Origin of the sequence: Paenibacillus sp. Y412MC10, from assembly GCF_000024685.1 — a bacterium.
Classification (GTDB): Bacteria; Bacillota; Bacilli; order Paenibacillales; family Paenibacillaceae; genus Paenibacillus_AQ; species Paenibacillus_AQ lautus_A.
Window position 1 is genome coordinate 1,704,925 of record NC_013406.1, and the last position, 25,062, is coordinate 1,729,986.

General features: G+C 46.5%; 26 protein-coding genes. 21 read left to right on the forward strand and 5 right to left on the reverse strand.

Annotated features, from left to right (window positions below; genetic code table 11):
• Positions 1–40: 40 nt before the first annotated feature.
• Complete coding sequence (locus GYMC10_RS07125) at positions 41–1,144, reverse strand: YheC/YheD family protein (RefSeq protein ID WP_015733934.1); 1,104 nt, start codon at positions 1,142–1,144, stop codon at positions 41–43.
• A 283-nt stretch (positions 1,145–1,427) separates the two neighbouring features.
• On the opposite strand from GYMC10_RS07125, the gene GYMC10_RS07130 reads away from it, so the two are divergent.
• From GYMC10_RS07130 to GYMC10_RS07195, 14 genes are all read left to right on the forward strand, one after another.
• Positions 1,428–2,573, forward strand: coding sequence for a glycosyltransferase family 4 protein (locus GYMC10_RS07130; RefSeq protein WP_015733935.1), 1,146 nt, complete (start codon positions 1,428–1,430; stop codon positions 2,571–2,573).
• 72 nt (positions 2,574–2,645) lie between these two features.
• Positions 2,646–3,227: a WIAG-tail domain gene (locus GYMC10_RS07135; protein ID WP_015733936.1), complete on the forward strand. Its 582-nt coding sequence runs from the start codon at positions 2,646–2,648 to the stop codon at positions 3,225–3,227.
• A gap of 354 nt (positions 3,228–3,581) precedes the next feature.
• On the forward strand, positions 3,582–4,286 hold the full coding sequence (locus GYMC10_RS07140; RefSeq protein WP_015733938.1) for a glycosyltransferase family 2 protein: 705 nt from the start codon (positions 3,582–3,584) through the stop codon (positions 4,284–4,286).
• A gap of 84 nt (positions 4,287–4,370) precedes the next feature.
• Positions 4,371–4,727 carry a hypothetical protein gene (locus GYMC10_RS07145; RefSeq protein WP_015733939.1) on the forward strand — a complete coding sequence of 119 codons (357 nt, stop codon included), beginning with the start codon at positions 4,371–4,373 and terminating at the stop codon, positions 4,725–4,727.
• Positions 4,728–4,756: 29 nt separating this feature from the next.
• Complete coding sequence (locus tag GYMC10_RS07150; RefSeq protein ID WP_235201757.1) at positions 4,757–5,077, forward strand: hypothetical protein; 321 nt, start codon at positions 4,757–4,759, stop codon at positions 5,075–5,077.
• Positions 5,074–5,376: a hypothetical protein gene (locus GYMC10_RS07155; protein ID WP_015733940.1), complete on the forward strand. Its 303-nt coding sequence runs from the start codon at positions 5,074–5,076 to the stop codon at positions 5,374–5,376. The genes GYMC10_RS07150 and GYMC10_RS07155 overlap by 4 nt, the downstream gene beginning before the upstream one ends.
• A gap of 20 nt (positions 5,377–5,396) precedes the next feature.
• Positions 5,397–5,693: a hypothetical protein gene (locus GYMC10_RS07160; protein ID WP_015733941.1), complete on the forward strand. Its 297-nt coding sequence runs from the start codon at positions 5,397–5,399 to the stop codon at positions 5,691–5,693.
• 304 nt (positions 5,694–5,997) lie between these two features.
• Positions 5,998–6,969, forward strand: a complete 972-nt coding sequence (locus tag GYMC10_RS07165) for an aminoglycoside phosphotransferase family protein (RefSeq protein WP_036662636.1) — start codon at positions 5,998–6,000, stop codon at positions 6,967–6,969.
• A gap of 238 nt (positions 6,970–7,207) precedes the next feature.
• On the forward strand, positions 7,208–8,389 hold the full coding sequence (locus GYMC10_RS07170) for a phosphotransferase (protein WP_015733943.1): 1,182 nt from the start codon (positions 7,208–7,210) through the stop codon (positions 8,387–8,389).
• Between the two features lie 391 nt (positions 8,390–8,780).
• Entirely contained in the window at positions 8,781–10,196 is a 1,416-nt protein-coding gene (locus tag GYMC10_RS07175; RefSeq protein ID WP_251499236.1) for an HAD-IIIC family phosphatase, read from the forward strand.
• On the forward strand, positions 10,193–10,423 hold the full coding sequence (locus tag GYMC10_RS07180; RefSeq protein ID WP_015733945.1) for an acyl carrier protein: 231 nt from the start codon (positions 10,193–10,195) through the stop codon (positions 10,421–10,423). Before GYMC10_RS07175 ends, GYMC10_RS07180 begins: the two co-directional genes overlap by 4 nt.
• On the forward strand, positions 10,420–11,007 hold the full coding sequence (locus GYMC10_RS07185) for a GNAT family N-acetyltransferase (RefSeq protein WP_009591613.1): 588 nt from the start codon (positions 10,420–10,422) through the stop codon (positions 11,005–11,007). The genes GYMC10_RS07180 and GYMC10_RS07185 overlap by 4 nt, the downstream gene beginning before the upstream one ends.
• A gap of 244 nt (positions 11,008–11,251) precedes the next feature.
• Complete coding sequence (locus tag GYMC10_RS07190; RefSeq protein WP_015733946.1) at positions 11,252–12,628, forward strand: nucleotide sugar dehydrogenase; 1,377 nt, start codon at positions 11,252–11,254, stop codon at positions 12,626–12,628.
• Positions 12,621–14,141, forward strand: coding sequence for a glycosyltransferase (locus GYMC10_RS07195; protein ID WP_015733947.1), 1,521 nt, complete (start codon positions 12,621–12,623; stop codon positions 14,139–14,141). Before GYMC10_RS07190 ends, GYMC10_RS07195 begins: the two co-directional genes overlap by 8 nt.
• A 48-nt stretch (positions 14,142–14,189) precedes the next feature.
• On the opposite strand, the gene GYMC10_RS07200 is transcribed toward GYMC10_RS07195, so the two are convergent.
• The 4 genes from GYMC10_RS07200 to GYMC10_RS07215 form a co-directional block, all read right to left on the reverse strand.
• The gene (locus tag GYMC10_RS07200) at positions 14,190–15,137 is read right to left on the reverse strand and encodes a phosphotransferase (protein ID WP_015733948.1); all 948 of its coding nucleotides are present in this window, start codon (positions 15,135–15,137) and stop codon (positions 14,190–14,192) included.
• Positions 15,138–15,184: 47 nt separating this feature from the next.
• Complete coding sequence (locus tag GYMC10_RS07205; RefSeq protein WP_015733949.1) at positions 15,185–16,201, reverse strand: glycosyltransferase; 1,017 nt, start codon at positions 16,199–16,201, stop codon at positions 15,185–15,187.
• A gap of 115 nt (positions 16,202–16,316) precedes the next feature.
• On the reverse strand, positions 16,317–17,231 hold the full coding sequence (locus GYMC10_RS07210) for a right-handed parallel beta-helix repeat-containing protein (RefSeq protein ID WP_015733950.1): 915 nt from the start codon (positions 17,229–17,231) through the stop codon (positions 16,317–16,319).
• A 253-nt stretch (positions 17,232–17,484) separates the two neighbouring features.
• A complete protein-coding gene (locus GYMC10_RS07215; RefSeq protein WP_041621942.1) occupies positions 17,485–17,886 on the reverse strand; it encodes a CHRD domain-containing protein in 402 nt (133 codons plus the stop codon).
• 185 nt (positions 17,887–18,071) lie between these two features.
• Here GYMC10_RS07215 and GYMC10_RS07220 point away from each other — a divergent pair, with 185 nt between their 5' ends.
• The 7 genes from GYMC10_RS07220 to GYMC10_RS07250 all read left to right on the forward strand — a co-directional run bounded on the left by GYMC10_RS07220 (position 18,072) and on the right by GYMC10_RS07250 (position 25,061).
• A complete protein-coding gene (locus GYMC10_RS07220) occupies positions 18,072–18,878 on the forward strand; it encodes a glycosyltransferase family 2 protein (RefSeq protein WP_041622119.1) in 807 nt (268 codons plus the stop codon).
• A 118-nt stretch (positions 18,879–18,996) separates the two neighbouring features.
• Positions 18,997–20,013, forward strand: a complete 1,017-nt coding sequence (locus GYMC10_RS07225) for a glycosyltransferase family 2 protein (protein WP_251499220.1) — start codon at positions 18,997–18,999, stop codon at positions 20,011–20,013.
• Positions 20,014–20,025: 12 nt separating this feature from the next.
• Positions 20,026–20,754, forward strand: coding sequence for a glycosyltransferase family 2 protein (locus GYMC10_RS07230; protein ID WP_015733953.1), 729 nt, complete (start codon positions 20,026–20,028; stop codon positions 20,752–20,754).
• A gap of 28 nt (positions 20,755–20,782) precedes the next feature.
• Positions 20,783–21,490 carry a sugar phosphate nucleotidyltransferase gene (locus GYMC10_RS07235; RefSeq protein WP_015733954.1) on the forward strand — a complete coding sequence of 236 codons (708 nt, stop codon included), beginning with the start codon at positions 20,783–20,785 and terminating at the stop codon, positions 21,488–21,490.
• Positions 21,491–21,497: 7 nt separating this feature from the next.
• Positions 21,498–22,616: a glycosyltransferase gene (locus GYMC10_RS07240; RefSeq protein WP_015733955.1), complete on the forward strand. Its 1,119-nt coding sequence runs from the start codon at positions 21,498–21,500 to the stop codon at positions 22,614–22,616.
• Positions 22,617–22,965: 349 nt separating this feature from the next.
• Positions 22,966–23,730 carry a GT-D fold domain-containing glycosyltransferase gene (locus GYMC10_RS07245; RefSeq protein ID WP_260871429.1) on the forward strand — a complete coding sequence of 255 codons (765 nt, stop codon included), beginning with the start codon at positions 22,966–22,968 and terminating at the stop codon, positions 23,728–23,730.
• Positions 23,727–25,061: a glycosyltransferase family 2 protein gene (locus tag GYMC10_RS07250; protein ID WP_015733957.1), complete on the forward strand. Its 1,335-nt coding sequence runs from the start codon at positions 23,727–23,729 to the stop codon at positions 25,059–25,061. Before GYMC10_RS07245 ends, GYMC10_RS07250 begins: the two co-directional genes overlap by 4 nt.
• The last annotated feature ends 1 nt before the right edge of the window (position 25,062 follow it).

Genomic DNA, 25,062 nt, shown 5'->3' on the forward strand with positions numbered 1-25,062 from the left:
CCAGCCTCTCCCGTTCTCAGGAGAGGCTGGTTTTTTCCATTCAATAATGCGGCCAGACCCCGTTATCATAAAGATACCGGGCAAAAGCCATCGGATTGTAGTATGAGTATTTCCAAACTTCCTCCATTCCGGCTTCCCGAAATCCATAACGTTGATCGCAGCCATTGCATTCAATGAAATAGATCTTTCCATTCTCGGTAATGCCGACATCCATTCCAAAATCAGCTGCGTACGGAATATACAAGGACAGCGTCTTGGCGACATGGAGGGAAAACTCAGCAATTCGTTCGATGGTAAGTCCTACAGGCAAGTCAGGCATACAGCGGGCGAGTATGTCCGGGACCCGATAGGCTGAGCCGCCTTGAGCAATGTTGGAGACAAACGTTCGTGGAGCCGATGTTTTGGCGAACATGCCGGCGACTTCCCAGCGCCCGCTTCCCCCGCGCTGAACGGTAACTCGGATATCAAAGGGGCGGTCATCATATTCGGCAAGCGGTATGCGCTGCTGTACAACGAATGGAGCTTGCCTAATCCGCTGATAGATCAGAGGATGGAGCTTACCGGGCGGCAAGGTAACCGTTCGCCAGCCCTTGGCCGATGGGGATGAGCGGGAGTAAGTGAATTGACTGCGTAAAGAGTTACCTTTTAATCGCATGATACCAACCCCGATGCTTCCATTACATGGTTTTAGAACAAGATCCCCGTGCTGGCTCAGCATGGAGCGAATCGAGGCAGGGGTAGCTTCTACCGTATGAGGCAGGGATGGTAATATCCCCTGGTCCTGCTCCAGCATATGATGTATAACGTTTTTACCGTAACGCGTACGCCCGTTATAAACGAATACCCCGCGCTTGATCAGTTGATCAATCAGCGCCTGCTCCTGTTTTTTATGATAAATAGCCCGCATATGAATAACGCGTGGGATGGGAATATGCACTTGCGAATATCCAGCTGGAGCCGGAACAAAACCAGTCACCTTTCCAGTCTCTAGTGAAATATGATGGATTGTAAAAAAACAAGGAACCAACCCATTCATGGCAGCAGCTTCTTCGTAGTTGGCCAGTGATTCAGTGCCGATTCCCCCGCTGGAAATTCTGCGATACGTATTGTTGTTGAGCAGAATGCCGACATATTCCAGATGCATGGTCACCCTCCTTGTCACCATAATCCTGTAGTCTTTGTACCATATCGTATGCGTGAGGATGATTGTCCCGGATGGACGGGTGTCGCCCGTGGTTGGCCTATTCTTTGTCGGGAATTAGTCACCAACAGGCCCTGATTCGGTATATGTTAAGGTATCTAACCATACAAATGAACAGGTATGCGCATTTTGGATATGGCAACGAAACACTACGGGTCAAGGGGGAACCTTTGATATATCAGTAGGTGTTTTTCATATAGATAAGATGTGAGAAGGATGTGGAGTTATGGGTTTGCGGAAGGTGGCGGTTGTGACGCCGGGATCGTTTGTCATTCCATCGGGGAGGAGCAGCTCCGTCGAGCGGGTAGTAGAGCAGACCATTCCATTAGCGCAGGGTGCCATGGATGTGCGCATATTCGGAGTACTGGGAAAAGGGCTCCCTTCAAAAGACACGATCAACGGCGTTCCGTGCTACCGCCTGCCATCTGGAACGAATTATTATCCTTCCTTGCTGCGGAGGCTTCAGAAGTGGAGACCGGATATTATCGAAGTTCACAATCGGCCGCTGCTGGCGCAGCGCCTCAAAATGCATCTGCCGGATGTGAAAATCGTATTGAATCTTCACTCCAATACATTTATTTCACCTCCGTATATGAGCGAGCAGCGTTTTGGGACCATTGCTCGCTGGATGGACGGCATTGTGGTGAACAGCCGTTTCCTGCTGGAGGATATCACTTCAAGACATGCTGGGCTTCTGGAGAAGATCACGATTAATCATCTTGGTGTGAGTCTTGATCATTTTACTCCTGCTTTCAGTCCTGCTGCCAAGGCACTAAGAGAGGCAAAGCTTGCTCATTACGGATGGAGCGGACGGCGAATCATTCTGTTTGCGGGACGGCTCATCCCTGACAAAGGGGTTCACCATCTGATTGCCGCATTGCCTCATATCATTGACAAGCATCCGGATGTTCTTTTGCTTATCATCGGGAGTGCAGCCTACGGATCCGATCGGGAAACCGCATATGTACGGGAACTGAAAAGAACGGCCGGACCTTATACCCAATGGGTATTTTTCCGCCCCTTTATCCCTTATCCCGCAATTGCAGACTGGTACTCGCTTGCCGATATTGTGGTTGTCCCCTCAGCGCCGAGGGAAGCCTTTGGGCTCGTGAACGTGGAAGCCATGGCTGCAGGAGTTCCCGTCATCGCTGCGAATGCAGGCGGTATCCCGGAGATCGTGGAGAACGGCGTGACGGGCTACCTGGTTCAAAGGGATGATTTTCCTGGCGGGCTTGCCGAACGGATTAACGGATTGCTTCAGGACGAGAATCTGCGTACCCGAATCGGGATGGCTGGCCGTGAAACGGTACGTCAGCGTTTCAGATGGGATCATACGGCAGAACGATGGGCTAACCTGATGCAAACCATCTAACCGACTGTGGCAGTAGCCCCTTCTCTTGAATAGGATGAAGGTAACGATTAGAAGCAGAGGAGAGAGCTGACAGTGAACAAAGCCAGAAGGATCACCAGGATAAGAAGGGGAAGGCCCTTTCGGCGGTACGATGGCTATAATAAGAAGATAGCCATCAGAGGAACTTCCGGCAAGTGGTCAGATTTAGATAATGATGTGATGGATCACGCGTTGGCTGATGATGTAATCAGTGCTTCCCATCTGCAGCATCGCAGCGTAAGAAGTGAAGCGATTGAGGATTATGCCGTACACAGTATTCATCTGTCATCCGAATCCATTATTTCTTCCAAACTAGCGCTTGAATCGGTTCAACCGAGTCATCTTTCCTTTAATCCGGTTCAAGGGATTCCTGATATGCCTTTACTTCAGCAGTTTGGATATTTCCCCTTCATCTTTTCTGATGAACAAGAAACGATCGAAATTGCAATACCGCTTCAGACCTCCTATCAAGATGAACATTATGTAGTGGTGGCATCGTGCAGTGATCCGGTGTTTCAAGCTGGCATTCGAAAACGGCAGCATGCGGAGGTGGCCATCGGAATTACGCGGCCGGCAGGCACTGTGATCTCAGAAGGCTGGCTGTACTGGATCTCAATAGGCCGGATGGCAACATAATGGAGGAGAAGGATGGGGGAAGCGAGATTCCACCCATCCTTTTTAGTAACCGTGGGAGGTCCCATTCGTCAACATGATGAAGATGCCGTTCCGAAAGAGCCTCAGTGCAATCATCCGCGAAAGTGAATACTAAGGAGTTCTCCGAATGACGCTCATTTACGAACATGTTACTCCAATCAAGTGTTGTTTACATATGGAAGATGATCATACGTTTAGAGAATGGAATGGTCCCTGTGGATGCCGTCACGAAGCGAGAAAGTCAACATACAATAGAAATGAATTGCCAAATGATTATTCGGTCCTCACGCAGTGATGAGAAACGGGAGGCGGAATGTATATGAAGGACTTTTTACGATGAAGAGACGCGGCACTCGCTTACGGACATCTTTATCGGCGACTCTTCCCAAAGCTGATCCGGTTGAAGGACGGAAGGATGGATTTATCGTTGGCTATTCTTATGGCGTTCAACACGGACAAAAAAACGGAGAAGCCTCATTTGAGGGCATCAGCATCATCATTCCCATTCATGATCCAAACGAAGATGCCATTGGCAAGATTAGAAGAATCGAAGCCTTAACGCCGCATCCATATGAGCTGCTCATAGCTGATGCCGGCTCCTCGGAAGGAACCAGGCAATATGTGCGCGGCCGGATCGGAGCGGTACGACACATTATGGAGAGAAGTGGTCAAGGCATAGCGGTTGTTCTTAATAAGGCACTTCGTGCTGCACACGGGAAGAAGTTAGTTATTCTATATGGCTGTACACCTGTTATGGATAACTGGATCGGCGGTCTGATGGATGAGCTGGAACATGCACCCGCTATCAAAACGGTTTGCGTTAGTTTTGCACAGTCAGGAACCCCCGTACTTTCCGGGGACGAAGCGGATATCCATAACCGGTTAAATGCATGCTGTGCTCTGTTCCGCCCCGAGCTGTTAACGGAGGTTGGAGGACTAGATGAGGGGCTTCCATCATTACAGGAAAGCATAAGCGAATGGTTAGGGCGAGTTCCGCAGCAATATAGAACGATGTTGCCAGCTAAGGATCTATTCACTTGATTCGAAGGATGGCATTATTGATGGCACCAGGAAGCTTGTCGAAGCATATGTTGAAAAATATGATGAGCGAAGGAGAGTTATGTCGTGGAGAAAAAAATAGATGATATGGTCGAATACCTATCGCACTCCCAGCAGCAATTAGCGCGCATTCTAGAAGCTCAGCGTCATGCAGCAGTCCGCATGGCTCAAATTATACATTCCTTACCGAATCATGAAATCCAAGCCTCCGAAGAACCGAATTCACGAGGAGGATCATCGTTAGGAGGACCATCGTTAGGGGGACAATTATTAGGTGGCCGGTCGTCAGGATCCCAGGTGGAACAAGTCAATAGCAGCATTGCTGCTTATTTGAACGCCATGGCCGACCTGCAACAAACATCGGCAGACAGTTTGGAAATCGTAATGAAAGAGCTTAGAGCGAACGAGCAAGGCGAAGAATAATGGGATCCGACTTCGTTGGTTAAGGGGGAATGTATGTGAGTAAAGAGGAATCGTTCATGCGGATTCTCGATGCATCCGTGACTATTCAATATAATACCTATCTCATTCTTCAAGGGAAAGCGGTAGAAGCCGAAAAGGTTTGTCAATGGGTCTTGACTCAATATCCTCGTTCCAAGGGAGAGTTGAAGGATTCGTTATCCATTCACGAGCAAATTGTCGAGCAAATCGAGGGCTTGACGAAAATAGGCTCCGGTCTGTGCCGTAATCTGCGGATTATTCTCGGAACGGACGCTGAACAAGATGATGCCATGGGATTTGATGCATTCGATTTCGGAGATACGGACTCATGATCGCGCGCATACAACGGGAACATGAGGCCAAGATTGCTATGGTATCATCCATTGCTAGAAGCCAGCAAGCGCTGGCAAGTATTTTGGAAAGTATCGCAGAGGTTACGGCACATTCCGAAACAACCGCGCGCACGCTTGCGGAGAATATTCGGCTGCTTGTCGGCTATCAATCCGTGATGGCTGAAATGTTGACAGGCATTCCGTTAAATCGGTACAAATTAGGCAGTCCGGCATCGCCCTGGATAACATCCGAGTGCCAGCTATTTTACAATGAGGCCGGGTTAGAAGCTACGAATTGAACCTTGCAGGAGGATTCGCCATGAACACGGCATTAACGGTCAGGAATCATCGTAAGGCTTCACCCATGGCACGGAAGAAGTCATTCGCAAAAGGGCTGAGAAGCCTGAAGTCATCAGTTACTAAACGCCGCCATGGCAAGCCAGTCAAGCGCCATCGAGCCGGTGGACGCTACAGCTCCAGGTCTGAGGCCGGCAGATCCCGGCCTTTATCCCACCAAATCCATGACAAAGGGTATGATCATTCCTACATGGAAGATTTTAAAGCCGGATTTGCGAAAGGGTATGAAGATGGGAGACAGGCTGTTACCTTAGCCTAGACGACACAGGTAGCATTCTATATAACTAAGGCTGAAGAACGATCCCGTTTACCGAATCAAAATTATGTATGGAAGAACCCCGCGGACCAATTTGAGCCAGAGCACATTTCCGTTTGGTAGGCGAATGAATGGATTTGTATCGCTATGTTCGACATACGATGGTTAAAAGCAAAAAATGGGGTGAGGACTAATGAGTCGAACCAGCAGAATAGACAAGCGATTCATTCGAAGAACATGCCGTAAGATGGGTTTCCCCAAATCATTCAAGTCCTTTGGCACCGAAGCGAGATGGGTTCATCAAACCATGGAATGTTTAAAAGACTCCTACAAAAGCAGCATATGGAAACTTGAAATCGAACATGACCAAAAGCGCGTCCCCGTCATTCTTAAAATTTCGAAAGCGCTCAAAAAAGACCGGCCGGAAAGCACGGTTGAGAAAAATATCTACCGTAAAGGAAGAACAGTGCTTCAACCGTTCATGCCACTGGTCTATAAGACCAAACGAAATATGAACGGACGCGATTTGTGGGTATTCATGGAATACGTTGAGCCTCTTAAAGGGCGAGTTCAGTATAATCCGGATCATTTTGACAAAATCATTCCGACACTAGCGAAGCTCCACTCCTCTACGATGAATGAACGCTTTATACAATATGAGGGACTATTCGGTGATTGGCTGCCTCGATATAATTCCAATGTTATGAGACAAGAAAGAAAAAACATAAATAAGTTAACCTTATTTTATTTAGATGAAGCGATGAAAAACAACAAGTTGAAAGATATGATTAATCCATACTACTCACTCGTAAAGGGCCTGCTGCAGAGAGGGCCGGATTATTTCCCGGAGGTCGTTCATGAAGGCTGCTGCATTATCCATGGAGATCTTCACACTGCAAACATAGCGACCAACAATGTTAAGGAGAAGTCGTGGAAAATCAAGTTTATCGATTGGGAAGGCGCAAAATATGCCCCGTGCTGGTTTGATCTCGTCAATTTGATCGGGGTTTTCTTGGCATACCGCCGAGAATGGGGGGATCAGGAAGAGGATATAACCCGCCGCTGCGTTCAATTATATTCGAATGAGATGAGAAAGCACGGAGTTATCTTTAATACGGATCCACTAAAACTGTATCAGATGGCATTTGCAAAACGAATACTCGAGAAAGGGCTGTATCTGCAGCTGAATTGGGCTGTTACCGGAAAAAAAGAGGCGAAGCTGCTGCCGGCGTATTTAGAAAAAATCAAGGTCTTAGGAAAAAATTTGGAGCTTTATTAGCGCTAGAAACATTCGGTCCTATGAATACGAAGTTGAATACTACACGGTTAACCCGCGTGTTCTGCGGGTTATTTTGCGTTGCTTTACAATGTTTATCCAGCGCCCATCCGCATAAAGATCCAATTATTCGCAGGATGTAAAATCGTGTATACGGAATGTTAAATCGCGTTTTTTTAATGTCATGTCGGAGGTCCTCCACATAGGATATAAAAGGAATACGGAGTGGAGGATCGCGGATATGGTGAAAACAGGAAATTCGGAAGGGTTCGAGCAAGGTCGTGCGGATGGATTTAAAAAGGGAAAAGAAGATGGATATAATAAAGGGCTTGAGGATGCACAAGCCTTATTGGCAAACCCGCCTCTTAACGATATAAGTCTGAAGTGGCGGGAGCTTGGATGCGCTGATCAGATTGCAAGCCATTTCGGATCTTCCGTTGTTTTGAACGACGGAAATATGGAGTGTTTGAAAGAAACATTCAAGAGTGCAATCTGGAAACTCGAAATTACGGCAAACGGACAAAAATATCCAATGATTTTAAAGATATTCAAAGCACCCGTGAACGAACAGAAACTTATCGAGTTAAACATGTACCGAAAAGCAACCCATATTTTATCGGATCTGATACCTAACATATATCTGATCGTGGAAGGTATGAATGGTGATGATGTATGGGTATTCATGGAGTTCGTCCCTCAAGTAAAGGGTCAGGTTATCTTTACACCTGATTATTTTGACCGGATTATCCCTTCCTTGGCGAAACTTCACGCGCTAACCTATAACGACAATTTTTATAGTCATTGGGAAACATTCGAGGAATGGCTCCCGCTTTACGATTCCCCCAACTCAACGCAAGAGCGCCAGAAGACGCATCAAAGAACTATAGAATATCTGGATAAAGCAATGGAACGTCCCGAATTAAAGGCGAGGCTGGAGTCTAGCTACGCTAATGTCCGTACCATGTTACAAAAAGGACCTATTTATTTTCCCGAGCTTCTGCAGGCAGGTAAAAGCATCATTCACAATGATCTGCAAACACCGAATATCGGCTGCCACAATGTAGCCGAAGAGAACTGGAACATTAAGTTTATCGATTGGGAAGGTGCACGTTTCTCACCTTGCTGGTTCGATATGTTTAATTTAATGGGTGTGTTTTTTGCATACCGCAAGGACTGGAGAGGCGACGAAAATGCCGTAATTGAACGCTGTGCGCCTTTATATGCCGCAGAAATGCTCAAATATGGAATCCGGTTCGATACGGACCCGGTTACGTTGTACAAAATGGCCTATTTGCAGCGCGTTTTGGAACGCAGCTTGTTCCAGCAGCTCTATTGGGGCGTGGAGGATCTGAAGACGGTTCATTTATTGGATCATTATTTAGAAAGAATCAATGTGTGGGGTAAGGAGCTCGGGTTATATTAATGCCAATGGCTTTAGCGGGATAGGCTCCGGGAGTATCAAGAACATTGGCATGATGGCCAGGTCAAAGCTCTGAAATCAGGAGGGAGGTATAGGAATGAATCATGTGTTAACCCGTTTAGATTTAGCGGATTCTCTGCTGTGCTCCCTTCCCTCCAGGGGTCGGATTGCAGGAAGCCCGAAGCTTCCAAGCATTCGAACCTTCCGAATACGAGTTGACAGAACGATGCCCTTTGAGTTTGTTGCCAATTTGATGTCTCCGTTTTGCGGATTATGGGAGGCTGATGTCTGTTTTGATTACTCAGATTATGATAGCGCTCTGTCCGGTATTGGAGGGGAAGCTCAGGCGGATGTATATATCATCTGGTTAGATTGGCGGATTTACGCCCGCTCTATGAGTGCACAAGAAGCTGCACAATGGCTGAATGAACGGATCGTTAAACTGCGAATGGTAACGGATAAACCGATCTGGATAAATAACTGGCCGGAGTCCTTGGAAGATGCCGATAGGGTGCTCAGCTTCCGTGCCAGCGACCGTGGATGGTTCCGGAAGTTAAATTCGTTTTTGTTGGGGGCGGTTGAGAACAACACGGGCTGTGTTCTGATCGATTTAGCCCAATTGGCCCATGAAGGCACCGAATCCTTCTATGATTATCGGAACGAAGAAATCAGCAACTACCCATTTTCCAATCAGGCAACAACGATTATTTCCCGTCACCTTGGCGTCCAGCTCTTGCCCGCTTCCTTGGTTCCGAGGCTTAAAGCGATAGCCCTGGATCTAGATGATACGCTATATCACGGAGTCCTCGGAGAAGAAGGAGCTGAAGGGGTAACGTTAACGGAAGGCCATCATCGGTTGCAAAGGCTGCTGCTTCAACTAAAACAATCAGGAATTATGCTTACCTTGTGCAGCCGAAATGAGGAGGAAGATGTTAAAGCACTGTTCGATGCGCGCACCGATTTTCCGCTGAGATGGGACGATTTTGCCGCTGTTCGTGCAAATTGGCAGACAAAAGCAGAAAATCTGAATCGGCTCTCTCAAATACTGAATATCGATCCGTCTGCCTTCTTGTTTGTGGATGACAATCCGGCGGAATTGGTGAAGATGGCTGCAGAACTACCGGAGGTACGCCTTCTACGTGCCAAACGAAACGGTGAAGAAACGATGCTGGGTTTATGTCATTTTCCTGGATTGTATCAACTTCACCGGGATGACATTGCCGTATCCCGAACAACGGATATCCAGGCCAATCAGGCAAGAGAGAAGATCAGGCAAACCGCATCGGATTACCATTCCTATTTAGACAGCTTGAACATGGTCATTACCATTTATGAGAATGAAGCTTCCCATGTCAAGCGGCTGTATGATCTAAGTCATAAAACAAATCAGTTTAACCTAGCTTTAAGGCGTATGACAGAAAATGAAGCAAATGACGTTATGGACGCCTCCAAATACGTTACGATTACGGTTGGCCTATCGGATATACTGTCAGACAGCGGAATTATCGGCACCTTTGTATGCAGGTTGGATGGCGAACAAGCGCATCTCATCGAGACGCTTTTTAGCTGCAGGGCGCTTGGACGTGACATTGAAACGGTAGCCTTTGCCTGGATCTTGGAGAAATTGATGGATCGCGGAGTGCAGCGTATCCACATTGAGATGTCCCAGGGGCCGCGGAATGCCCCCGCCTTGGACTGGATAAAGCGTTTTGTTGAGGGCTCGCCGGAACAGCTGCCGCTTAGGGATCTCTATGCACGTGTAAAAGCTGCTTGCGGGAACCATCCTGCCAGAGTGGAGGTAAATCGATGACGGAAATACGCAAACAAATTGGGTCGATCTTATCCGAGGTGTTGAACACCCCGATTCCGCCTCAAGGTAATCCAAAGCGGGGAGAATTGCCGAATTGGGATTCTTTAAAGCACATGGAGCTCATTCTTCGCCTTGAAGAGCAATTCGATGTTCGCTTTTCCATCAGGGAAGTAGCGGGTATTCAAAGCTTGGATGACATCGCCAGGATCATTGAGGTGAAGTCGTGAACCACAACATCACCGTTGAACGTTTCGGCATTCGATTAAGACCGATTACGATGGACGACGCCGAATTTATTTTCAAGCTGAGAAGGTCCCCTGAGTTATCGAAGTACATCGGAGAAATCGACTCTCGTTATGCTGTGCATGAAGCATGGTTGAAAGAATATTTTCATAGAGAGGGCGATTATTACTTCTGCATTGAGCTTCTCTCGGGAGTGCCGATCGGAACCATCGCGATCTATGATATTGATGGTCAAGCCGGCAATTGGGGAAGATGGATCATTTCCGATTCGATCCCAGCCGCTCCTGCCAGCGTATGGCTTATTTTTCACGTTGCGTTCGATATTCTGGGTTTGTCCAGTGTGTTTTCCAATACGGTTATCGAGAATGCGAGCGTCGTTTCTTTTCATGATCACTGCGGGCTGCCGCGAACCGGAATCGAACGCAATGGCCTGACGATCAGGGGGGTCCCTTACGATATGGTTATTCATACGGCTACGAAGGAGAACTGGCCAACGGTACAACAACGTTTAGAGAAGCCCGCCATTTTAGCGGAGCGTTTGCTCGGGGAGACTCCGGAAAGTAATTAATATGCATTCGGGAGGCAGGACAATATGGCTTGTATACTACGACAGCGAAACCGTTCGCTGTCTTTTCTGTATGTACCGGACGAATAGGAATGACATGGGTAATATGTCTGGTGAATTCGCCGTTGCTACTCTCAGGCGTATTTCATATTTTATCAGGAGAAGGAAATTCATGATCGCCCGGTAATTTCATCATGGGTGTTTTTTGAACAAGGACTTACTCTTCAAGAAAGGATGGACAACCAGGATGAGCGAAATCTTGCATAAAATAAAAACCAAGACGGCAACGGTGGCCGTGATCGGTCTTGGTTACGTCGGACTATCTGTGGCAGTGGAGGCGGCAAGAGCCAATTACAGGGTGTACGGAATTGACATTGATAAGAATAAAACGGAACAGCTGCAACGCGGAAAATCGTATGTTACGGATATAAAGGATGAAGATATCGATTCTTTGATCCATCAGCGCCTGTATGCCGTTCATGAGTTTTCAGCGCTGGCTGAGGCAGATATCATCGTTATTTGCTTGCCCACCCCGCTTAACATCAACAGAGATCCTGACGTTTCCATGATTCGGTCAGCGGTTGATTCCATCATCCGGTATGCTTCGAGAGATACGCTCATTATTTTGGAGAGCACCACCTATCCCGGAACGACCGAAGAATTAATTAAGAATGTGATTGAAGCCAATAAGCAATGGGAAGTGGGCAAGGATGTTTTTGTATGTTATTCTCCGGAAAGAGTGGACCCTGGAAACCGTAAATTCAATGTGAAAAACACACCTAAAATCTTAGGTGGAATCACGGAGGAATGTGCACATCTCGGCATTCAATTTTACCGTTCTTTTTTGGATAACGTGATTCCCGTAAGCTCAACGGCAGCGGCCGAGATGGTTAAGCTGCTCGAAAACACGTTTCGAAGCGTAAACATTGCGCTCGTGAACGAGCTGACGCTCATGTGTGACCGAATGGGGATTAACATCTGGGAAGTGATCGACGCTGCTTCGACCAAGCCGTTTGGTTACATCCCCTTTTTCCCGGGGCCGGGGATCGGCGGCCACTGCATCCCGATCGATCCGACCTATCTGTCATGGAGAGCTAAAAAGTTCGGCTTCTATAACAAATTTATTGAATTGACCAGCGATATCAACAGCAATATGCCCCGCTATGTCATATCGCAGATTACCGACATACTCAATGACCATGAAAAGCCGCTAAAAAACTCCAACATTATATTGATCGGCATGGCTTATAAAAAGGATGTCAACGATATGCGGGAATCGCCGTCACTGGAAGTGTTCAGGCTTCTACAGCAGAAGGGGGCTGCGGTAACCTATTATGACCCGTTCATTCCATGGTTTATGGACAACGGCCACAGGATATCCTCCATAGAACTTTTGCCCGATCTGATTGCCTCCGCCGACCTGGTCGTTATTACTACCGATCATAGTACGATCGATTACCGATTTATTGCTGAGCATGCCGCTTTGCTGTATGACACGAAAAATGTGACCCGGTCGATTAAAGGAAACATCGTCTTGCTCGGCGGACATAAGCGATTGGAGAAGAGCTCATCCCCGATTGTGTCGATCAAAGATAACGGGGAAGGGAGGGAAGGGATTGATTGATGTTGTCATTTGTGTGCATAACGGTTTGAACGCAGTAAAACAATGCTTGAGGTCCATTCAAAATAACACGACACAAGAAATTAATTTAATTATCATAGATGATGGAAGCGATCAAACCACAAAGCGATATCTGGAACAGTACACACGACAATTTCACCATAAATTAATTCGACACGATAAACCGCAAGGCTATACGGCTTCAGCGAATCAAGGATTAAAACAGTCAACATCACGATACTGCGTCCTCCTCAACAGCGATACGATCGTAACCGGTCAGTGGTTGGAAAGGCTGACGGAAACCATGGAATCCGATCGCAGGATCGGTATCGTCGGTCCGCTGTCAAATGCAGCCAGCTGGCAATCCATTCCCCATCGGGACTGGAACCGTAATGGATTGGAGCCCGACTTGACGATCGAACAAATGGCCGAGCTTGTCTATCAAGCCTCGGATAAGATTTTTCCGAGAGTCATGTTTTTGAACGGCTTCTGTTTAATGATCAAGAAAGAAGTGTTAGACAAAATCGGATATTTTGATGAGAAGAACTTTCCGGTAGGTTACGGGGAAGAAGATGATTATTGCCTTCGCGCCCGGGCTGCCAACTTTAAATTAAAGGTTGCCACCCATTGTTATATCTATCATCAAAAGTCGGCAAGTTTTGGAACCGATAGAAGAAAGAAATTAGTGCAGAATGGAAAAGCTGCTCTCTATCGCAAGCATGGCGAGGAAAGGGTTAAACAATCGGTACAAAAAATGGTCGTGCATCAATCGCTCAGAGAAACAAGGGCAAAATTAAAGTGGCTCTTAGCGTGCAGACGACAAATCATCACAAGTAATCAACGAAAAAACGTAGTATACACAGCGATAACCGGCAATTACGATAAGCTGCAGGATCCTTTACAAATGAGCAAATATTGTGATTACTATTGTTTTACGGATAATCCGAAATTAAAGTCCGGAACCTGGAAAATGATTAAGTTAGATAAAATATTCGCTGATTCGGCCCGTCAAGCTAGATGGGTAAAAGTTATGCCGCATTTATTATTCCCGACCTACAAACACAGTGTTTGGGTTGACGGGAATATCAGAATCGTCGGAGATATCGATCGGTTTATTGAAAAATATAGCGCCTCACCGCTCGTGTTCTACAAACATTCACATCGGAATTGTATTTATAAAGAAGCTGAGGCTTGTATTGCCTTGGGGAAGGATAACAAAGAAGTCATACTAAAACAAGTAGCTTTGTATAAGAATGCGGGATATCCGAGGGATAACGGACTGATTGAGTCCGGCGTGATCCTAAGACGCCATAATGATCCTATCGTTATGGGAGCAATGACCACATGGTGGAGACAAATTATAAGTTATAGTAAAAGAGACCAAATCAGTTTTAATTACGTTGCCTGGAAGAATAAGGTTCCATTTACCGCGATCAATGGCAATATCCGTAATAATGAATTTTTTAATTGGAGCAAGCACCACAAGAAGCCGGTTATGAAAAGATTGAAACGTTAATATGTATCTTAGGGGCCGTTGTCGTACAACGGCCCCTTCGGTATTCCCTTATTTAATGCCGCCCAACTCCTTGCTTATCATGTCATCCTTCGCTAGTTCGTCTGATACAATCTCTTGTACTTTGGTACTCTTCAGCGGAAGTTTCATTTGCCTGATCGATCCGCCGAGGTAGAAGTGGAGGCTGTGAGGAAATATCGCATCTATATAGTAGAGTTCTTTATAAGACTTCCCTTCAGGAAATCTCGTAAAGTACTCTTTATAGTGGGAAGATAACACGACCCTCGGTAATAAATAACGGATATCCTTGATGGGAGAGTCAATTCTTGAATGCTCCAGATCAATGATCCATAAATCTCCTGATGGCGTTTTTATTACGTTTAAATGGGTTAAATCCCCATGTACAAGCCATCTCCTATTGTTTAGGGATGTGAGATGATCAGCGAGGAGGGGGGCTCTTCGGGAAGAAACTCTTATACATTTCTCAGCTAATTGTAAACAGGGTTGAATATACGGCAAGGAGTACTGGTCTTTCCATTTCATCAAATCTTTTAATTTTAATTGATATTCAGATATCCATCTGTTTATTCCATTCTTCAAGGCGCTCGGTTTTTGATTGGATGAGAGTGAACTTGGCCATGTAGCGTTTTGATGAAAATCCCCAATGACCTTTACGCGGTCAATTATCGATGCAGAACCGCCAGAAATATATCTAGATAAATAATAACGATGCTTACCATGCTTCGTACATAGTTTCCGTTGATTCGTGGCGATTACCTCCGGAACCTTCAACCCCTGTTGGGATAGCTCGTATTGTAGAGTGATAGAAGGGGTGAAGGTTTTGCTTGATCTGTAATCCGACTTAAGGATATAGGTTTCTTTGTTATCGATTACCTTCCACACCGCTTTATCCGGTTCGTCCTGAATCCATTCGATTTTCGGCTTTTTGATGTCATAATGCTGGTTAAGAACCAACGCTGCCTCTTGAATAGTAGGCATGCTATCACTCTCCATTCCAGATAATAGGTCATCATCTATTACAGGTTCTATGGTATGTCGAGCAGGCCTTGAAAAAGAGACTTCCAATTTTTCGCACACTGTTTGACCGTAAAGTTCTTGGCCACGGCCTTTGCGGCCTTTTGTGAAATTTTTTTTCGAAGTTTGGGATTGTCGATCATTTCTCGAATTCCGACGTACCAGCCCTGCTCTGTTTGAGGAACAAAATAACCCGTTTTTTTGTGGAATACGCAATCACGGTATATGGGGGATAATGAATAAATGCCGGGAATGCGGCAGGCAGCATAGTCGCGGAACTTCACATTGCTTTTGCAGCGGTAGAACAGACCATCATCCATGGGTGCAAGACCGATATCCCAATTGGCCCGATACAGCTGCTGCATGAACTGGCTGTAATTTTCATTATGTTTCCAATGGGAGATATTAGGATGCCCCTTCAATTCTTCAGGACAGTACCCGTAGAACTCCAGTCTAACAAAATCTCCGTATTCCTTAAGTATGCGCTGCAATGCAGGAATAACCGGGCGGAAAGAACTTTCCTTTTTGGCACCTTCATATCCGATCACGAGTCGATCTTCCTTTTTCGGACTGTTGGACAATTGTGTATAGGAAACATCAATGCTTCCTGGAAAATAGACCACTTTAGGAGTGAAGTGCATCTTAATCACATCGCGAAAGACGGGTGATTCTACTTTGACTGCGTGTACGTTCTTTAGAAAGTAAGTATAGGTTTCTTTATAAGCGGGTTTTGAGTATATTTGGCCAAGACGGGTGGTTTGAGGAATCGCGAGAAAATGGTCGTCAATGACGTATACGGTCTTCTTTCCCTCACGGTGTGCCCATTCTAAACATTGGAGCGCTGCAGGCTCAATGCTTCTCAGAAACAAAATAATATCATATGAAGAAATGATAGATCGGGTTACTTGCTTATGTGGAAGGATCTTGAAACTGCAGTATCCTTGTCCTTCCAGATAACGGAGAGGGGGAAGAAGAATGATTTGGTATGATGCGGTTTCCTCTGAGCCGACCACAAGAATTTTTCTCATCAAATGACCTCCAAACCATCATGTTTACGGGATGCCCTTGCGGGTAACTCAGTTGAAAAATAGTGCTTGCCCTCACGAGGAGAGCAAGCGTAAAAGCCTTACATACACTAGGAATTTAGAACAAGTTATTATCTGTACCTGTTACGGAGATTTGAGTTGGCGTGTTACCGGTGAACCGATTTCCGAATGCGGTGTTTTCATCGCCGGAAATGAGGAGTCCAAAATTCTGGTTGAACTCCATTTCGTTGAATTCCACACTGTTAAAATCGGTGGCAATTGCGATACCGGTTTGAGTGTTACGATTCGAATCGTTGGCTCCAAGATATCCGTTATCGCCGGTTGTGATCGAAACACCGGTACCTGTGTTGTTTTCCACGTTATTGCGTATCAGCACGTTGTTTGCTGCTGCAACGGTGATTCCGCTTATTCCGTTTTGCGTGACCGTGTTGCCGAATAACAGATTGTTCGCTGCGGTGCTCGAGATGCCGATTGTGCCGTTTTGAGAGACAGTATTACCAATAGCCGCATTATTGGCGCCGGCCAACAAAATACCCACACTTGTATTGCTGAAGAATACATTCTGTACGATCCAGCTGTCGGTGCTTACTACGTTGATTCCTGCAACGCCGCCTGCATCTTGAACACTGTTTCTCCAGGCTACATGTCCGGTACCGGCCGCTAAATCAATACCAATACCAAGCGTGTTGTTAATGGTATTGCCAATGATGCGGTGATTGGTACCAGCGGTAACATCAATCGCATCGGCCGTGTAGTTTTGAATGGAGAATCCGTTAATTTCAACCCCCGTAGCTGCTGTGACAATGAACGCACTTGCGGCAGCGTTGAGTCCTTGGCGTATCGCCGCACCTTCATTTTTAGCTATAACTTTTACGTTGGAAGTCGCTACAGTCACCGCCGGCTCAGGATACGTTCCATCATTAACCAATACGACGTCACCAGCGACAGCTGAAGCTACCGCAGTTGCAATTGGCGTCCCTGTAGGTGAAGGGAAGACCGAAATAATGGCCATCACGTCTACCTCCTCATATAGAATTGATTAAGGTTTTTTGTATTCTTAATCTAGTAACAGTTAATGCAATGGGAGAGATGAATGTAAAGGCAGATGGATGAGATGAAACGCACATTTTTGAGAGGTTGGAAGAACAGATAGATTAAAACCTACGTTCCCGCTGCCAAAGCCGACCAAGTGTAAAACCCTCCGCTCTATGCACAGTTGGAGGGTTTTCTTCATAAAACGTATATACAAATAAGATGATGTGATTTTATCGCCGAACCTGCCCGCGAATTTCACCATTCGGATTTTGGATCGTATGAACGTTCACATAGGCATTGCCACGCTCGAATTCACGGATCAGATCTCGAATCGTTCTGTCTTGCAGAGGACCGATCAAATCCTGATTCGTCAGGACACCCTGAATAATCCCGCGTCTTACGGTTATACCGAATTTTGACGGACCGAACAGGAATGCGACAATGGGGCCGTTTTGTCCGACTCTTCCGAGATGGATATGAGCTTGGGTCACTTGGCTGATATTTCGAATAACAAGTCTGAATCTTAGCTGAGTGCCTGTGTTGTTGAGCTGAAAAACAATATTCCCCGTGGCCCGCGTTCTAACGGCGGGTACCTCGTTTCTGCCTAATAATGTTGCCCTGAATGTTCTGATAGGTCTTCACTTCCTTTCTTTTTGATGTTCTAGTTTATTCGATATCGATAGAGTTGGTATGTTTATTGGTCCATCCGCTCAACCCAATTTTATTCGGTGTAAGGTACGAACGCCGTTACAGTAAATAAACCTATACATAAAATGAGGAGGAAGTGTCCTTAATCCCAACTTGGCAGGTGAGAAACATGTCGAAACGAAGTCCTGCGAGTCCCGTTAACAGAAAAAAGAGGGGAAGATCCCTGTCCCGGATCATAAATGCCCAGTCTCCGAAGGTATCCGTCATCATTCCTGCCATGAACGAAGCGAAGACCATTGCGGCAGTCATTCGGCAAGCCAGCCAAGTGCACTCCGCCACAGAGGTTATCGTTGTTGCTAATGGTTCAACGGACGGTACGGCAGATATTGCTCAGAGCATCGGAGCGAGGGTGATCCACTTGCCCTTTCCGCTTGGTCATGACGTGGGACGAAGTATCGGCGCTGCAGCGGCTAGAGGAGACATCTTGCTGTTTACCGATGCAGACATCGTAATAAAAACAAGTGATTTGACCCCTTTAACGAAAGCTGTGGAAGAGGGGGTGGACGTGGCTTTGAACAAGTATTTGGGTCCGATCGATAAGCATCACGTTCACAGCGTTATCCTCGCTAAGCATACGTTAAACATTTTGGTATCCAATCCCGATTTGAAAGGAGCTTCACTGACAACCATTCCACATGCAATGAGCCGAAAAGCAGTATATTTGATTGGTATCGACAATTTGGCCGTTCCTCCGAAAGCTCAAGCAATGGCTATTTATAATGGTTTGAAAGTACGCGGGATCCATTACGTGGATGTAGGAAAAAGAAATCCCCGGAGGGGTAGAACCAGAGGAAATGATCCCCTGGAAACCCTGATCGTGGGGGATCATTTGGAGGCGATAGATTGGTTAATCTCTAAATCCGGCATGCGGGGAAATCGATCAGATCTCGCACGAAAAAGAGAAAGCGTGTGGTGATGAGATGGTGCGAAGAAAGCAGAGACGAGGTAAGATTCCCGCTTCAAAATCTTTTAGGAGAGCAATGAGACCCATAAATAAAAGAGCAAGGACCAATAGAAAACGGAGCGGTCATAAATTGGAGGCTCTTATATTCAAGAATCGTCGGATTTCAAATGGAGTGGTCGACAATTGGAAAGAGAGAGCTTATGCTGCCGGTTATCAGCAAGCGGCCCATGAAGTTCCAACAACAGCGGATATAGACCCTCATATCAAAGTGAACGAGAGCTGGAACCGCTGGTACCATTCAGTCAAACCGCTGCCATGGACCGTTTATCACGCGGCGGCATCAAAATTTGTGGAAGGACACAGCAAGCATACTGGAGTATATCTTGGAAATGCAGTACTTCTGCCAACGGATAAAAGAGTAGCGGCGATCGTCCTGGTGATGAACGAGAAAGATACGATTATAAAATTGCTGGAGCAGCTTCATCGGCTGCCGCTTCATGAAATCATATTTGTGGTGAACGGATCAACCGATGAAAGCTTTGAAATGATCCGAAACCAATCGAGAGCCATTATTGTGCACTATAAACAGGCTTTGGGACACGATGTTGGCAGAGCGGTCGGGGCGAAGTTAGCCGATTCTGACATTCTGCTGTTCCTTGATGGAGATGTTCCAATATTAGCCGAGCATCTCGTACCTTTCATTGATGCCATTGAACAGGGTAGTGATATTGCCTTAAATAATATTTCTCCATGGATCGGGATGTTTTCCGAAAGAGATTACGTAACAACGGTTAAGGAGTTTATTAATCGATCCATGGGCAGGGCGGATCTCGAAGCCAATTCGCTTACAGCGGTACCTCACGCAATGAGGAAGGAAGCTGCCCAGATCATCGGATACGCCAATTTATCTGTCCCACCGAAAGCGCAAGTCATCGCCCTTGAAAAGGGTTTAAAAATAAACGCACCGGCCAGTGTAGACGTTATTACAAAAAATCGGCTCCGAGCTCGAAATGTCGGACAACAAAACGCGGTTTCCGACTTGATCATTGGAGACCACATCGAAGCTCTCAAGACGGTATTCGACTTAAAGGGGCCGCGGCTATCTTTTATGGATCAGATTAGACAAAGGCAGCTAACCAAGGTTTAGAAGGTGGTAGCTATGAATAAAACAAGTATCATTATTCCGACTTTCAATGGCAGGGATCTGCTAAAGGATTGTATTTATTCGATTAAACGCCATACGAATGAGCCTTATGAGATCATCGTTGTTGATAATGGTTCCTCCGACGGTACCGTTGATATCTGCCGTCAGGAGGGGATTACCTTCATTTCATTGGCAAATAACATTGGCTTTCCAGCCGCATGCAACAAGGGTTTGAAAATTGCAACCGGCGATACGCTGCTTCTGCTGAATAATGACGTCATCGTCACCCGCAACTGGTTGCAGAATATGTTGAATTGCTTGAACAGCGAAACCAATATCGGGATCGTCGGGCCGCTTACCAATTATGCGAGCGGGAAACAACAGATCGATATGCCATATACCAGCTTAGAGGAGATGTCGAACCAGCTGAATGAGCCGGATGCCAGTAAGTGGCTTCAAGTGGATCGAATCGTGGGCTTATGTTTCCTGTTTAAACGGGAATTGATGGATCGGATCGGACTGCTGGACGAACGTTATTCACCAGGTCATTTTGAAGACGATGACTATTGTTATCGGGCCAGGAATGCGGGATATACGTTCAGGATTGCGGGCGATGTTTTCGTTTTTCATCATGGGAGTGCCAGCTTTGCCAAGCAGGACATGAGTCAAGTGAAGCATCTTATCGATACTAACAAACAAAAATTCATGGATAAATGGGGCGTCGATCCAACGATCTATGTATAATCATCTATTTTGCGAAAGGAAGGATTATATGAAGGGCGTCATTCTGGCAGGAGGTACGGGTACCCGGCTTTATCCACTGACCAAAGTCATAAACAAACATCTGCTGCCTGTCGGGAAAGTTCCGATGATATGTCACGGAATCGAAAAATTCAAAAAAGCGGGCATTGAGGAAATTCTCATCGTGATCGGCAAGCAATCGGCTGGCCTGTATACAGACCTGATCGGCAGCGGAAAAGAATGGGGAGTAAGCGTCACATTTAAAATCCAGGAAGAAGCCGGGGGGATTGCCCAAGCATTATACCTTGCCGAACCGTTCATAACACCTGGCGAAAAGTTCGTTGTGCTTCTTGGCGATAATCTGTTTGAGGATCATCTATCAACTTTTGTGCAAGCTTATGAAAAACAGGCCGCTGGAGCGCGCGTACTTCTGAAGAAAGTCCTTGATCCGAAGAGATACGGTGTTCCGGTCTTGGAGAAAGACAACATTGTCATGATCGAGGAGAAGCCGGAGGATCCTAAATCCGATTATTGCGTAACCGGTATTTATATGTATGATTCGACGGTGTTTGAAACGATCCGAACCATTAAACCATCCGCACGAGGCGAACTGGAAATTACCGACGTGAACAATGTGTATGCATCGAAGGGGCAGCTTACCTATGACATATTAGACGGATGGTGGACGGACGCTGGAACCTTCCAGTCCTTATACCAAGCCAGTGGCCGATTGTGGTGAACCTTATATGAATGAGCATTTGCTGCTTCAGGGGGGAGAGCAATCCGCCCAGTTGGAAGGATACAGAAAAGGTTATTCAGTGGGACGGAGAGAGGGATACAGGCTCGGTTTTTCCGATGCGGTAATAAGGTCCTTACCCAAGGAAGAGGAGCAGGTCCGCGATCTCCGTATTCTTTATGTCACTGCAGGCATTGGCGTTCCGTATCCTGCGCTGGATCAGGCGGTGACTGACGCTTTAAAGGGACTGGTTCGAAGTCTCTCGGTCGCGAGCCCTTCCGAAGATATCGTCCTTTTGGCTAAGAAATTCCAGCCGGACCTAGTACTTGCTTTAAACGGGGTTGTTTTGGAAGCCGATACGCTCAAAGCGCTTCGGGATAACGGATTTAAAACGGCCATTTGGTTTACGGATGACCCGTACTATACGGACTGGACGGTTTCGATCGCTCCCCGTTACGATTATATCTTTACGCTTGAATCCAACTGCGTTTCTTTTTATCGCGATTTAGGTTGTCAACATGTATATCACTTGCCTTTTGGAGTCAACCCGAATGTATTTTTTCCGAAGCATGTGCCAACCTCAAATCAGACCGATATTTGTTTTATCGGAACGGCCTATTGGAACAGAGTGGAGTTAATGGATCATCTGGCCCCGATACTGAAAAATAAAAAAGTCGTCATTTCCGGATGGTGGTGGGATCGGATGAAACATTACGCCCAGCTGTCCGACAAGATTAAGCTCGGCGATTGGATGACGCCGGAGGACACGGCAACGTACTACAATGGAGCCAAGATTGTGATCAACCATCACCGTTCATCCGATGACGATACGATCAACGCCAACAGCAGGAAAGTAAAGGCGCTTTCCGTCAATCCCCGCACGTTTGAAATATCCGGCTGCGGCACGCTTCAGTTATCGGATATCCGCCATGATATGGATCAGTTATATTCCCCTGGAACGGAAATAGAAACCTATGGCTCTTATGCTGAACTGATGGATAAAATCGACTATTACTTGCGTCATGAGGAAGAGAGACAACGAATTGCGTTAAAAGGCTTGATGAGAACAAGAAAGGATCATACCTATCATAAACGATTGAGTTCGATGCTTCGTATCATATTCCCTTGAGTCAAGCCAAAATGGATTGTTATACCCGTTTCCTAATGAGTTCCAAAGAATATATTGTGCGTAAGACGGGGTGATCATCATACGGCAGCACTTAGAGAAAAGAAGACGCAGGCTGGTAAAGAGGCGACATAAGCGAAAAGTTATTCTTCAGCGAACAAAAGGCCAAACGCAAAGCGACTGCACCCAGAAATTGCTGGAGCAAGCGGCAGCTTCGTTCAATGAAGGCTTCGATGCAGGCTACGACCAGGCAATGATGAGGTCGCAGCACTCGGCACCTGAAACGATGAGGGTTAAACCAAACTCGGTAGAGGAGTACGCGAAGGGATTATACGATGGAGGAGAGGGAATTGTGGATTCGATTCTTCCGGAGCTGGAGATTCTTCCTGAAATTTCGGTTCGCCAGATTATCGAAGCTGGAATGGAGCAAATGAGTTCTCAGTATTATCGTCTTCTAAGCGCGGCGGAGGTTGCAAGGAGGCTTAATGAAGCTTTGGATTCAAGCTCCCCGTTGTCCGTTATCCGCTTAGGGGATGGGGAACTGCTTACGCTAGCGCAGGACATGGTTTTGAACGAGGAAGAAGTGCGGAAAGAAGGACATTTTTTAAGTTATGCCGGTGTTTGTTTACCTGATCTAAAAGCAAGAGATATGTTGGCAGCATCCGTGAGAAAGGCAGATATCGTTGGCATTCCCAAACTCAGATTGCCAAACTTTCAACCTCTGGGCTTTTCTGTTTTTAGAGCTCATGGCATTGATTACCGAAAGCTGCAACTAACGTTATCGACGGTCAACTATGCATTGCATTTGGAAGGTTTACTGGGAGGGATCCTAGCAGGACGTCGAGTTCTCGTTGTGGGCAATTCCGCCCCCGGTCTTTCACGGGTGCTGTCAGGCCGCGGAATCAAGGTGGCGGGCACGGTGGCCCCCGTGGAAGGAATCCACGATATTCCCAGAATCATGGATGAAATTCGAGGGCATCCATTCGACATCGCGCTGGTGGGCGCCGGCATTCCGGCTGTTATCATTACAGAGCGAATTGCCTCCGAGCTCGGAAAGGTCGCTGTCGATTTCGGGCATCTGGCCGATTCCTTAGCAAGCGGGGAATCAACCTTATGAACCACATCAGCCATCATAAAACAGACGGTTACAACGACGGGTTTAACAAAGGCTTCCATACCGGCTACAAGGATGGATACAGCCGGGGGCGGCATATGGGAATATCCCAATTCAGGAATGTTTTTGAGGGTACAAGTATCATTATACCGACCTATAATCAGCTTCCTTATTTAAAAGAATGTATAGAAAGTATTGCTCAATACACCGACACCCCGTATGAACTCATTATTATTGATAATGCATCCGATGACGGAACTGCAGAATTCCTCAAATCTTCCCAAGGGCTCCGCTTTCGAATCAATGAAGAAAATTTAGGCTTTGCAGGGGCTGTAAATCAGGGACTGATGATGGCAAAAGGAACAACCTTGATGATCTTAAACAATGATTCCGTTGTGACGGCCAACTGGCTCTCGAATTTGCTCGTTTGTCTGCACAGCGATCCGCAGTTCGGGATTGTAGGTCCGGTGACAAACTATATCAGCGGAGAGCAACTTATTCATGTCAGCTACCAGGATATCGCCGAGATGCAGCAATTCTCCAAGTCATACAATCACTCTAATGCGCACAGCTGGACCGTTACAGAACGCTTGACAGGTTTCTGCATGTTGATCCGGCGTGAAGATTTTTACCGATTGGGTTTTTTTGACGAGGGCTTTGAGATCGGCAACTGTGAAGATGACGATTATGGGCTGCGTGCCCGTCTTCTTGGAATGCAGCTTATTATAGCCAAGGATACGTTTATTCACCATTATGGCAGCGTCAGCATGAAGAAGCTAAATTCCAGATTCGAACAAGTGTATGCGAATAATCTTACTTTCTACTCCAGCAAGTGGGAAGATCCTCATGAGATGTTGTCCCTGCAGTGGCAGCGGGGCTTGAACCGGGACATGAAGCTGCGGACCGTTGATATGTACCCGACGTGTATCTTCGTGACAGGGGCAGACTCGGTAATCTATTGGATTGAGAACGGAATCAGGCATCCGATTCACGGAGCCGTCGGAATTCAGGCTGTTCGGGTGTCACAGGTTGATCTCCGCTGCTGGCCGCTCGGGGATCGCATGGCTGCGGAGGAAGCCGTCGGGCGTATGAGGACTGTGTATTTTCCATCCACGGAATCTTGGGAGCAAGAAGGCAAACTGATCAAGCATAAGAACGGCAGCGTTTATCAGTACAAGGGGAATCGGCTGCAGCGATTCCTGAATCGGCTCGTCTTAGCGGCTTGGCACCTTGATTTTTACGAGCCGCTGCTAGTGAACGAGCACGAAATCCAGCAATATGCGGAGGAAATTCCAATCATTTCTCCTCCGGTAATTAAGGCGGATAACATTTAAT